Source organism: Streptomyces scabichelini, assembly GCF_011045015.1.
GTDB classification, from domain to species: Bacteria; Actinomycetota; Actinomycetes; order Streptomycetales; family Streptomycetaceae; genus Streptomyces; species Streptomyces scabichelini.
In genome coordinates this window covers 1-10,746 of sequence record NZ_JAAKZY010000305.1, presented here as the reverse complement: position 1 = coordinate 10,746, position 10,746 = coordinate 1, and the positions used below count along the sequence as shown (strand labels likewise).

10 protein-coding genes are annotated in these 10,746 nt (G+C 71.1%); 4 read left to right on the top strand and 6 right to left on the bottom strand.

Features of this window, described 5'->3' with window-relative positions:
- Together G5C60_RS46945 and pdxR are read right to left on the bottom strand one after the other, a co-directional pair.
- Nucleotides 1-1,279 (bottom strand): PEP/pyruvate-binding domain-containing protein (locus tag G5C60_RS46945; RefSeq protein ID WP_277611486.1); only part of this gene is annotated, 1,279 nt, incomplete at its 3' end.
- Between the two features lie 190 nt (nt 1,280-1,469).
- The gene (gene pdxR, locus G5C60_RS46940; protein WP_165269800.1) at nt 1,470-2,969 is read right to left on the bottom strand and encodes a MocR-like pyridoxine biosynthesis transcription factor PdxR; all 1,500 of its coding nucleotides are present in this window, start codon (nt 2,967-2,969) and stop codon (nt 1,470-1,472) included.
- 41 nt (nt 2,970-3,010) lie between these two features.
- On the opposite strand from pdxR, the gene G5C60_RS46935 reads away from it, so the two are divergent.
- Entirely contained in the window at nt 3,011-3,538 is a 528-nt protein-coding gene (locus G5C60_RS46935; RefSeq protein ID WP_420907479.1) for a carboxymuconolactone decarboxylase family protein, read from the top strand.
- Nucleotides 3,539-3,597: 59 nt separating this feature from the next.
- Here the strand turns inward: G5C60_RS46935 and G5C60_RS46930 are convergent, their stop codons facing one another.
- From G5C60_RS46930 to G5C60_RS46920, 3 genes are all read right to left on the bottom strand, one after another.
- The gene (locus G5C60_RS46930) at nt 3,598-5,085 is read right to left on the bottom strand and encodes a glutamate synthase subunit beta (RefSeq protein ID WP_165269796.1); all 1,488 of its coding nucleotides are present in this window, start codon (nt 5,083-5,085) and stop codon (nt 3,598-3,600) included.
- Nucleotides 5,086-5,277: 192 nt separating this feature from the next.
- Nucleotides 5,278-5,757 (bottom strand): anthrone oxygenase family protein, encoded by a 480-nt coding sequence (locus tag G5C60_RS46925; RefSeq protein WP_165269794.1) that lies wholly within the window; start codon nt 5,755-5,757, stop codon nt 5,278-5,280.
- A 306-nt stretch (nt 5,758-6,063) separates the two neighbouring features.
- Nucleotides 6,064-6,786, bottom strand: coding sequence for a DUF2293 domain-containing protein (locus G5C60_RS46920; RefSeq protein ID WP_165269792.1), 723 nt, complete (start codon nt 6,784-6,786; stop codon nt 6,064-6,066).
- A gap of 202 nt (nt 6,787-6,988) precedes the next feature.
- On the opposite strand from G5C60_RS46920, the gene G5C60_RS46915 reads away from it, so the two are divergent.
- Together G5C60_RS46915 and G5C60_RS46910 are read left to right on the top strand one after the other, a co-directional pair.
- Nucleotides 6,989-7,630, top strand: a complete 642-nt coding sequence (locus G5C60_RS46915; protein ID WP_165269790.1) for a nucleoside/nucleotide kinase family protein — start codon at nt 6,989-6,991, stop codon at nt 7,628-7,630.
- A gap of 223 nt (nt 7,631-7,853) precedes the next feature.
- Nucleotides 7,854-8,282, top strand: a complete 429-nt coding sequence (locus G5C60_RS46910) for a CBS domain-containing protein (RefSeq protein ID WP_165269788.1) — start codon at nt 7,854-7,856, stop codon at nt 8,280-8,282.
- Nucleotides 8,283-8,357: 75 nt separating this feature from the next.
- On the opposite strand, the gene G5C60_RS46905 is transcribed toward G5C60_RS46910, so the two are convergent.
- Nucleotides 8,358-9,485 (bottom strand): magnesium and cobalt transport protein CorA, encoded by a 1,128-nt coding sequence (locus G5C60_RS46905; RefSeq protein ID WP_165269786.1) that lies wholly within the window; start codon nt 9,483-9,485, stop codon nt 8,358-8,360.
- A 258-nt stretch (nt 9,486-9,743) separates the two neighbouring features.
- Here G5C60_RS46905 and G5C60_RS46900 point away from each other — a divergent pair, with 258 nt between their 5' ends.
- Nucleotides 9,744-10,538, top strand: a complete 795-nt coding sequence (locus tag G5C60_RS46900) for a methyltransferase domain-containing protein (protein WP_165269784.1) — start codon at nt 9,744-9,746, stop codon at nt 10,536-10,538.
- Nucleotides 10,539-10,746 lie beyond the last annotated feature (208 nt).

Here is a 10,746-nt window from a genome sequence, read left to right as displayed (position 1 = left end):
GGGTTTCGGCGAGGTGGCGGTCGACGTCCGCTACGAGGTCCACCGCCAGGCCGGGGAGCGCCGAGGTCAGCCGGCCGACCCGCCACGCGGCGCCCAACCGGCGGGCGCCCGGCGCCGGGTTGAGCAGCGTCGGCCACCGGTACCGGGGCGGCACCGCGCCGAGCAGCCGCAGGTCCGCCGCGGCCCGGCCGCCGACCGCCCTGACGACCGGGACCGCACGCAGCTGCCTTCGGGGCGCGCTGCCCCCGATGTCCAGCGCGGCGGCGAGCCCGCGCGCCATGGGCGCCAGCCACAAGTCCTCTTCCAGCGGCTCCAGTTGATCGGGCAGTGTCTCCGCCACCGGCCCGGGACCCAGCAGCCGTGCCCCGCGTGCGGGCCGCGCCGCCATCGCCGTGATGGGCCGACTCTGGAACAGCCACAGCCGCCCGCCCTCGTCGAACCCGAACTCGATGTCCTGCGGCCCGCCGAACACCCGGCGCGCATGCCGGGCCAGCCGGGCGAGACGGTGCAGTTCGGCCGGGCCGAGCAGCCGTTCGGCCCCCTCCGGCTCGGTCCGCAGCACCCGGCCCCAGCGGCTCAACCAGTAGTTCGTACCCGGCTGTTCTCCGCTGACCAGCGAGTCGGGCCCGCCCCGCACCGCGCTCACCAGCATCCGGTCGGCGCGTCCTTCGACAGGATCGGCCCCGAACAGCACCCCGCCGACGCGGGCCGTCAGCATCGGCTGCACCAGCACGGCCATGGGCGCGACGGCGCCGTCGACGCGGTGCGCCGAGTCGAGAACCGTCCCTACCGCCGTACGGAAATCCCGCCAGCCCCGTACGTCGAGCACGGACGCGAACTGGCCCGCCAGGGACGATTCCTGCGTGTCCTCCTGCGGAGACGAGGAACGCACCACGAGGGGGCGGGCACCGTCTTCGGAGAGCTCCTGCCACGCGCTACGTACGGTGGTTACCGGGGTGTCTCCTGCGTGCGGCAGGACGAATCCCGGCAGTACTGGCAGCCCGGCTCGCGACGCGCGCGCGAGATGCGCGGCCTTGGAGCCGGCGAGCTGGATGCGCGCGGCACGGGGATCGCTCAGGGGGACGGCTTCGGCGAGGCGGGACTCGACCGCCTCGGGACTGTTGAACGCAGGGCCGTTGACCGCAGGGCTGCTGATCGTGCTGCTCGGGCGCAGTGTGTCCGGGGCACGCGGCCCCTGCCTCGCGCCGATGCCGTGGCGCGAGCCCCGCTCTTCCCCGTCGCGCGCACCGTCTTCGTGACGTTCGTCGATCGTCGTCATCGAGCACCCCCCAGGACCGGCCGCCAACAGGGGGGACGCGCGGGGGTGGCCCTGCGCCTGACGACGGAACGAAGGATGGGGGCGGGTCCCTGCCCGGCCGGGGTACGGCCGCGGCAACAACACGCCTCCTGACGCCAATGATCCCACCGCTGTTGTGCTTCATGTCAGCAGAAGGTCACTTTTTGGTCACTTATCCGGACGGCAACGCCGCGCACAACGCGTCCAGCGCGGCTCCGTACGCATGTTCCGAAGGCGTCGCATACCCGACGACCAGTCCGTCCGGCCCGTCCGGCCTGTCTGGTGCGTCCGCCCCGTCTGGCCTGTCTGGTGCGTCCGGCCCGTCCGGCGTGGACACTGCCGCCTCCGGGTGCCGGAACTCCGCGAGCCCGTCCAGGGCCAGCCCCTGCCACCGCGCCGCCCGGACCGTTGCCTGCTCGCTTCCGGGCGGCAGCCGCAGCACCGCGTGCAGACCGGCCGCGATGCCGGTGACCTCGATGTGCGGCGCGTGGGCGGCGAGCGCGGCGACGAGACGGTCCCGTCGCGACCTGTACCGCTGCCGCATCCGCCGCACATGACGGTCGTACGACCCGGAGACGATGAAGTCCGCGAGCGTCAGCTGGTCCAGGACGCTCGCCCACGCCTCGCGCTCGCCCTTCGCCTCCAGTACGGCATCGACGTACCGCTCCGGCAGGACGATCCAGCCCAGCCGCAGCGCGGGCGAGAGGCTCTTGCTGACCGAGCCGATGTGGATGACCCGCTCCGGGTCCAGACCCTGCACGGCTCCCACGGGCTTGCGGTCGTAGCGGAACTCCCCGTCGTAGTCGTCCTCCAGAATCACCCCGCCACGCGCGCGTGCCCAGTCGATCACGGCGGAGCGTCGCGAGGGATGAAGGGGCCCGCCGGTGGGGAACTGGTGCGCAGGCGTGAGCAGTACGGCCCGCTCCTTGCTCAACTCCTCGACTTGGGCGCCGTTTTCGTCGAGGGGCAGCGGGACCGTCCGTACGCCCGCCGCCGCCAGCAACTCGCGGTGGAAGGCAAGTCCGTACGCCTCTACGGCCAGCGGCCCTCCCAGCACCCCGCCGCCGGTGCCTCCGAAGCCTCCGAAAAGGAGTCGCAGTGCGTGGGCGAAGCCGGAGCAGATCACGATCCGGCCCGGCTCCGTGCGTACGCCACGCGCGCGTGCCAGGTACTCCGTGAGCGCCTGCCGCAGCTCGGCGCGGCCCGCCGGATCACCGGGGCCGAAGACCTCGTTGGGGGCGGCGTTCAGCGCTCGCCGGTACGACGCGAGCCACGCGGCACGTGGGAACGACGACGCGTCCGGTGTCCCCTGCCGCAGGTCGTGTCGTGGTCCACGCGCGCGTGGGGGTGCCTTTTTGGGTACGCGCGCGTGGGCGCCCAACGGTTCGGCGCGGTCGGCGACCCGGGTGCCCGAGCCCTGGCGCGCGGTCAGCCAGCCCTCGGCGACGAGTTCGGCGTACGCGTCGGCGACCGTGTTGCGGGCGATGCCGAGATCTGCGGCGAGCGAGCGGTACGGGGGGAGGCGGGTGCCTGGGACGAGACGGCCGCTGCGTACGGCCTCACGCAGGGCCCGGATGAGGGCGGCGCGACGGCCGCCCGGGCCCGACAGCTCCAGTTCCAGATGCAGGTCGGCGCCGATGCGTTCCGCTGAATTGACCCACGAATCCGCCATGGAAATGAACCCTATAGGGGGTCTTTCCGGGCCGTAGATTCATGGTCATGACGACGAACACGACGAACACGACGAACACGACGAACGTGGCGAAGGCTGAGAACGAGGCCGTGGTGGCCGAAAACGTTCGCCTCGACTTCGCGAAGTCCGCCCGGAAGGCCTTCCGCGCCCTCATCGGCTTCGACGCCGCCGCCCGCGAGGGGCTCGACCCGGCCCTCGTCGAACTCATCCAGATCCGTGCCTCGCACCTCAACCACTGCGCGTACTGCCTCCACATGCACACCAACGACGCCCGCAAGGCCGGCGAGAGCGAGGACCGGTTGCACATGGTCGCGGTGTGGCGCGAGGCCCGCCACTTCTTCACCGAGCGGGAACAGGCGGCGCTCGCGCTGACCGAGGCGGTGACGCTGGTGGCCGACGGCGGTGTCCCGGACGACGTCTACGCGCAGGCCGCCGCCCAGTTCGACGAGGAGGAACTCGCCCAGGTCCTGGCCCTGATCTTCACGATCAACACCTGGAACCGGATCGCGTTGTCGACAGGGAAGGTGGCGGGCACGGACGAGCGCTGATCCTGGCGTCTCACACCATCCTGGTGTCTCACACCAGCTTGTTGTCCCAGCTTGCTGTCTCACACCGTCATCGGCCGGTCGTACGGCCCTATCGGCGCCGGAAGCCGTGAACTCCCCGTCAGCTGACGGTCGACCGCGGCCGCCACCGCCCGCCCCTCGGCGATGGCCCACACGATCAGGGACTGGCCGCGCGCGGCGTCCCCAGCGGCGAACACGCCGGGGACGTTGGTCGCGAAGTCCCTGTCGCGGGCGATCGTGCCACGGGGGTCGAGGGCGAGACCGAGCTGGTCGACGAGGCCGTCGGAGCGGTCGGGGCCGGAGAAGCCGAGGGCGAGCAGCACGAGGTCGGCGGGGAGCGAGCGCCCGGTACCGGTGATCGGGCGGCGCTCTGCGTCGACCTCGACCAGGTGCAGCGCGCGTACGTGCCCGTCCGCGTCGCCGGTGAAGCGGAGCGTGGACGCGGCGAAGAGCCGGGCGTCGGCGTTCGCCGCGGGTGCCGTCTTCAGGTCGCGGGCCTCCTCGTGCGCGGCCGACAGGCGGTAGATCTTCGGGTACGTCGGCCACGGCTCGGTGTCCTCGTCGCGTTCCGTGCCCGGCTGCGCGTAGATGTCGAGCTGGGTCACGGAAGCCGCGCCCTCGCGCACCGCCGTGCCCAGGCAGTCGGCCCCCGTGTCGCCGCCTCCGACGATCACGACGTGCTTGCCGGCGGCGGACAGCGGGGACGTCTCCAAATCTCCCTCGCACACCCGGTTGGCCAGCGGCAGATACTCCATGGCCTGGTGTATGCCGTCCAACTCCCGCCCGGGTACGGGAAGTTCGCGCCAGGCCGTGGCTCCCATGGCGAGCACGACGGCGTCGTAACGGGCCCGCAGTTCGGCGGCGTCGATGTCCCGGCCGACGGCGGTCGACGTACGGAACTTGGTTCCCTCCGCCCGCATCTGGTCCAGCCGCTGCTCCAGGTGCCGCTTCTCCATCTTGAACGCGGGTATCCCGTAGCGCATGAGCCCGCCGAGCCGGTCGTCCCGCTCGTACACGGCGACGGTGTGCCCGGCCCGCGTCAACTGCTGTGCCGCGGCAAGCCCGGTGGGTCCGGAGCCGATCACCGCGACCGTACGCCCGGACAGCCGGTCCGGCGGTCGCGGCGGCGCGAACCCCTCCTCCCACGCGCGGTCGGCGATGGCGACCTCGACGTTCTTGATGGTGACCGCGGGCTGGTTGATCGCCAGCACGCAGCCCGCCTCGCACGGCGCGGGGCACAACCGCCCGGTGAACTCGGGGAAGTTGTTCGTGGCGTGCAGGCGGTCGCTCGCCGCGCGCCAGTCGTCGCGTGAGACCAGGTCGTTCCAGTCGGGGATCAGGTTGCCGAGCGGGCAGGCCTCGTGGCAGAAGGGGATGCCGCAGTCCATGCAGCGGTCGGCCTGCGTGCGGATGATGGGCAGCAGCGCGCCGGGGACGTACACCTCGTCCCAGTCGCGGACCCGTTCCTCGACGGGGCGGCGCGGCCAGTCCTCGCGGGAGGCGTTGAGGAAACCCTTGGGATCGGCCATGGCCGTCTTCCCTCACGTACGCGAACGGGGCCCATACGCCTGCCGACCTCCGGGCGGCGGGCCGGGGCCGGGGCACAGGGCCTTGCGGCAGACTCTTCCCGCCACGATACGTCGCCCGCGCCGCGCACGCCTCAGGCGAGCACCGGCGAGCTGTGCGGACGCATACCCATCAGGTCAGGGGACGCATACCCGTCAGGTCAGGGCCAGGACGTACGTGATCGCCGCGGCGGCGGAGGCGACCATACGGACGTGGTTCCACATCATCCACTCGCTCACGTACGAGGGCCAGTACGCGGCGGCCTCCCGGGTGCCGGGGTCCATGGTGGCCAACTTGTCGTTGCGCGGGACGTTCGCGACCATCGTGACCCCGAAGCAGCCGAACAGATACAGCGCGCTGCCGAGCAGCAGCTCCACCGTGCCCTCGTCGGGCCACAGGACGAACGTGACCACCGCGAGCACAGCGCACAGCACCGCCGACCCGACGAACACGATCATGAAGGCCGGCGTCACCGCGGTCACGTTGATCGCTTTCATCGCGGCGACGCCCTGCGCCGGCGGCAGCGCGGCGAGGCCCTTCATCACGAACGTCGAGAACGCGCAGAAGACTCCCGCCACCAGTCCGGTGCCGAGCACTCCGAGTACCGTGAGCACGAAGTACGGTCCATCGATCATGGCAACTCCCGCATAGAGCAAGCCCGTTGGGCAGCAACTCGGCGCACCGCTCCCAGAACCGTCGGGCCGAACGCGCCCGAACCCAAGATCCTGCCCGGCACTCCCTGTCACCACAAGTGAAACCCTGTACGAGCAGGGTCACCATGGCTGAGGGACTCGGGGGCATACGTGGGCGTCTGCGCTCCGCTTCAGGGGCGCGGGGCTGTATCAATGTGCGGCTCCGCCGCGATGGGGGTCCCCCCGCTCGAGCGAAGCCGAGAGTGGGGGAGCGATCAACCACGACGGACCCGCAGCCGCCCACGCACCTCACCCATCACCCCCGTGGGCACCCCGCCTTACCGCCGGAGGCAGACGCCAGCCCTGGAGCGTCGCTTCGACCGCGGAGGCGATCCGGCGGCGGGCCTCGTGGCGTGATATCCCGCTCATGAGCAGCTGGTCGTACGGGGTGTCCGTGTGTCGAATCGCCGCGCGGACCGCCGAGGTCACCGCGGCCTCGGACAGCGCACGCCCGGCTGCGCTGCGGCCCACGCGCCCGCTGCCGCGCACCGAGGCGTGCGCGGCGATCGCGCGCACCCGATCGACCGGGCAGCCAGGAAACAACCGCCCGATCTCCGCCGCGAAGGCGTCCGTGAACCGCACATCCTCCGCGGCCCTGTACCGTGCGTCCCGTTCCCGTTCCCGGCGCCGCCGCCGCGCCTCCGCGTCCGCCAGACACCGCTCTTCGGCCCACACGAGAGCCGGCTCCTCGACGAGCACCCCTTGCCGTTCGTACCGACTCCGCCGCCGGTTGAACCGCACGACCACCGCCGACAACCCACTCCCCTCACGCGCCCTCCGCGTCAGCGCCGTGTCCCCTCGCGGCAGGAACACCAGATGCCCGAGATCGGTACAGTCGAGACACCGCGGCGCCCCCTCCTCCATCACCAGCATCGCAAGCGGCCCGCACCGGCAATCGGCACAGTGCCTTTTCCTGAGCGGTTGCATGACCAGAAGCCCACTGCGGAGCTGGGGAGTTGCCTTGCTCGCCATACGTGGTTCATTCCCCCTCTCCGACTCGGTTCTCCGACTCGATATTTACGCCGACTGTGCGTTGCCAAGATCCTTCGCGCCATGGAACGTGACGGTCTCCTGACTCGCACCGCCCGCCATGCACCGCGCCCACCAGGAGATCTCCGGCCGACCGTGATCCCGTGACCTGGCGCGCCACGGTCACCCGCGCCCGCGCGGCATCATGGGCCGTGTGCGACTCGAAGCGATCACTTGGGAACGGCTCGGCGACCTCCTGACCGAGCGGCTGCTCGACCTGAAGCCGGACGACGGCAGCCCCTGGCCGCGCGTCGCCTTCGACGGGGCTCCGGCTGCTCGCCCCGGTGACCTTGCCGAACGCGTGGCCGAAGCCCTGCGCATCCGCGGCCGGTCCGCTCTCGTCGTCGGCGCAGAAGGCTTCCTGCGTCCCGCTTCACTCCGGTTCGAGCACGGCCGCCAGGACGTGGAGGCGTACTACGACGGCTGGTTCGACACCGGTGCCCTGTGGCGCGAGGTCTTCGGACCGCTGGAACCCGACGGTGACGGCCGCGTCCTGCCCGACCTCTGGGACCCGGTCGCCGACCGCGCCACCCGCAGCCCCTATGTCCAACTCCCGCCCGGTGCCATGCTGTTGCTGCACGGACCGCTGCTCCTTCGCCACTGGTTCCCGTTCGACCTCACCGTCCACATACGCCTCTCCCCGGGCGCCCTGCGCCGACGCACCCCCGAGAGCGAGCACTGGACGCTTCCCGCGTACGAGCGCTATGAGAGCGACGCTGATCCGGGCGACTCAGCCGACGTCCTGGTGCGCGCGGACGACCCGCGCCATCCGGCATGGAATGGCTGACCTCGGAGGGCGAGCCTGTGCGTCCCCTTTATTCTGATCATCCGAGTCGTCCCGCAGCGGGTCGTGAGCTTCTCCGCCTGATGGCGGACGGGGCGCCGGCATGTTCGCCGGAAGCCGGGAACGTCCGGGTGCGTATCTCCCCGTACCCGGCGACAATGTAGGGCGCCGGGACTAGCGGTGCGTCCCCGTGCCGCGCCGGCCCGCCGGCATCGGGAGGTACTTCATGACCACTGCCGGAGACATCATGCACCGCGGTGCCCAGTGGATCCCCGCCCACGAGACTCTTGACCGCGCCGCCCAGCTGATGCGCGAGCTGAATGTGGGCGCGCTGCCCATCAGCGACGAGAACGAACGGCTCTGCGGCATTCTCACGGACCGCGACATCGTGGTCGGCTGTGTGGCCATGGGCCACGACCCGACACGCGTCACGGCGGGCGAGATGGCCAAGGGCACGCCGCGCTGGATCGAATCGAGCGCCGATGTCAGCGAAGTGCTCGGCGAAATGCAGGGGCACCAGATCCGCCGCCTTCCTGTGATCGAGAACAAGCGTCTGGTCGGAATGATCAGCGAGGCCGATCTGGCCGCGCATCTGACGGACGAACAGCTCGCGGACTGGGCCGAGAGCGTCTACGCGAAGAGCACGACACGCTGACGCCGAGATCCCGCCGCCACCGGGAACGCGCCCCGTCCGGCCGGCCGTGCCGGACGAGGTGTGTCTCGACCGGCGTCACAACCAGCCGTTGCGCTTGAAGCCCCGGTAGAGGGTGAAGCACACGGCGGCGATCACCGTGAGCGCCAAGGGGTAACCGAACTTCCAGTGCAGCTCCGGCATGTGCTCGAAGTTCATGCCGTACACACCGCAGACCATCGTCGGCACGGCGATCAGCGCCGCCCACGCCGTGATCTTCCGCATGTCCTCGTTCTGCGCGACACTGACCTGCGCGAGGTGCGCCTGCAGGATCGAGTTGAGCAGTTCGTCGAATGCGGCTATCTGCTCGGTCGCCCGCAGCAGATGGTCGGAGACGTCCCGGAAGTAGGCCTGTATCTCCGGATCGACCACCCGTATCGGCCGGGTGGCGAGATCCATGAGCGGGCGGTTCAGAGGGACCACCGCCCGCTTCAGTTCAAGGAGTTCACGCTTGAGCTGGTAGATGCGCCCGGGATCGGCCCGCGCGCCGTTCGCCGCGAACACATCCGTCTCGACCTGGTCGATGTCCGCCTGCACCGCGTCCGTGACGTTCAGATAGTCGTCGACCACATGGTCCGCGATCGCGTGCAGCACCGCGGCCGGTCCCTTGGCGAGCTGCTGGGGGTCGGCCTCCAGCTCCTCGCGCAGCGGGCCCAGCGAACCGTGCCGGCCGTGCCGCACCGTGATCACGAAGTGGTGGCCGGCGAACACCATGATCTCGCCGGTGTTCACGACCTCGCTGGTCGCGGTCAGTTCGGTGTGCTCGACGTAGCAGACCGTCTTGAACACCGCGAACAGTGTCTCGCCATACCGCTCCAGCTTCGGGCGCTGATGGGCGTCCACCGCGTCCTCGACCGCCAGCGGGTGCAGGTCGAAGAGCTCGGCGATGTCCGCGAACTCCGCCTCTGTCGGCTCGTGCAGCCCGAGCCAGACGAAGCCGTCGCCGGCCTTGCGGACCCGTTCCACCGTCTCGACGAGATCGCGGCCGCCGGGCACTCTCGTCCCGTCCTCGTACGCCACGCAGTTCACCACCGCGGAGCCCAGCGGGGACCGGGCCGGGTGGCTCAGGTCCACACGGGCACGACGCCGTGTCAACCGCGCCACCTTGCGCAAGCCGCCGACCCTGCCCAGGCCCGTGACCTTCCGCAGATTCCCTGCCATCGACATCCGGAATCTCCTCGCGTGAACTCCTGGCGCCGCACTCTGCGCCTGCCGCGGCCAGTCTGCCAGGATGTTTCGACGGCCGGGAAAGCCTGTGGGAACGGAATATTCCGCTCCGGAAGCTGTCGCTCCCGTCGGTGAGTGCAGGGTGTGGACGGCTGTCGGAGCCGCGGCGCGCGCGACGCGTAGGCGTCGAGAGCGATGTTGTGACCATCGGGAGCGTCGCCCATTACGGACAAGCCTCACAACTGGGATGATCGCCGCATGACGCGAACCGACGGGTATCTCCTCGACAACCGGCAGACCGAGGCGGGGCAGCGCTTCGACGCCCTCGCCACCCTCTTCGACCCCACGACGTTCCGCCACATCGAGCGGTTCGGCATCGGATCCGGCTGGCGCTGCTGGGAGGTCGGCGCGGGCGGCACTTCCGTGGTGTCCTGGCTCGCCAAGAAGGTCGGCCCCACCGGACGGGTCGTCGCGACCGACATCGACACCTCGTGGGCGGCCTCGGCCACCCGGCCGCCGGTCGAGGTCCACGTCCATGACGTCGGTGTGGACGAGCCGCCGGGCGACGGCTTCGACCTGGTGCACGCCCGGCTCGTCCTGACCCATGTGCCGGACAGGGGACGGGCGTTGTGGTCGATGACCAGGGCCCTGCGGCCCGGCGGATGGCTCCTGGTCGAGGACGCCGACCCCGCGCTGCAACCGCTGCTCTGGCCGGACGAGCGCGGCCCCGAACAGCAGCTGGCCAACCGGCTGCGCCAGGCCTTCCGCCAACTGCTCGCCGAGCGTGGCGCCGACCTCGGGTACGGGCGCCGGCTTCCGCGACTGCTCCGCGAGTCCGGACTGCGACGGGTGGAGGCCGACGCGTACTTCCCGATCACCTCGCCGGCCTGCGCCGCCCTGGAATCCGCGACGGTCCGCCAGGTCCGGGGCCAACTCGTCGCGGCGGGCCTCGCAACGGACCGGGACATCGACCGCCACCTGGCGAACGTGACGGCGGGCGACATGGACCTGGCCACGGCACCGCTGATCTCGGCGTGGGGGCGCAAGGCGTAGCCATGGAGCGGGAGTTGGTGAGGCCGGTCGGCAGCTGGCCTGTTCGTGGCGGAAACCTGGACCGCTTGGGCTCCGTGTCGGCGGGTGGCAAGCGTGGCCTTGGCTCAGAGGGATCGGGTGCAGGCGCGCGAGGCGGCGACCGGCCGCCGACGGGGGCCCGAATCCCCGTGCTCGGTGCCGTCAGGCGCTTCGCCCCGGCCTCCCGCCC

What these genes read in the sequence shown, in the direction of transcription:
- pdxR (WP_165269800.1), bottom strand. Translation starts at nt 2,969, where the DNA reads ATGGCGGATTCGTGGGTCAATTCAGCGGAACGCATCGGCGCCGACCTG.
- G5C60_RS46935 (WP_420907479.1), top strand. Translation starts at nt 3,011, where the DNA reads ATGGTCATGACGACGAACACGACGAACACGACGAACACGACGAACGTG.
- G5C60_RS46930 (WP_165269796.1), bottom strand. Translation starts at nt 5,085, where the DNA reads ATGGCCGATCCCAAGGGTTTCCTCAACGCCTCCCGCGAGGACTGGCCG.
- G5C60_RS46925 (WP_165269794.1), bottom strand. Translation starts at nt 5,757, where the DNA reads ATGATCGATGGACCGTACTTCGTGCTCACGGTACTCGGAGTGCTCGGC.
- G5C60_RS46920 (WP_165269792.1), bottom strand. Translation starts at nt 6,786, where the DNA reads ATGGCGAGCAAGGCAACTCCCCAGCTCCGCAGTGGGCTTCTGGTCATG.
- G5C60_RS46915 (WP_165269790.1), top strand. Translation starts at nt 6,989, where the DNA reads ATGGGCCGTGTGCGACTCGAAGCGATCACTTGGGAACGGCTCGGCGAC.
- G5C60_RS46910 (WP_165269788.1), top strand. Translation starts at nt 7,854, where the DNA reads ATGACCACTGCCGGAGACATCATGCACCGCGGTGCCCAGTGGATCCCC.
- G5C60_RS46905 (WP_165269786.1), bottom strand. Translation starts at nt 9,485, where the DNA reads ATGTCGATGGCAGGGAATCTGCGGAAGGTCACGGGCCTGGGCAGGGTC.
- G5C60_RS46900 (WP_165269784.1), top strand. Translation starts at nt 9,744, where the DNA reads ATGACGCGAACCGACGGGTATCTCCTCGACAACCGGCAGACCGAGGCG.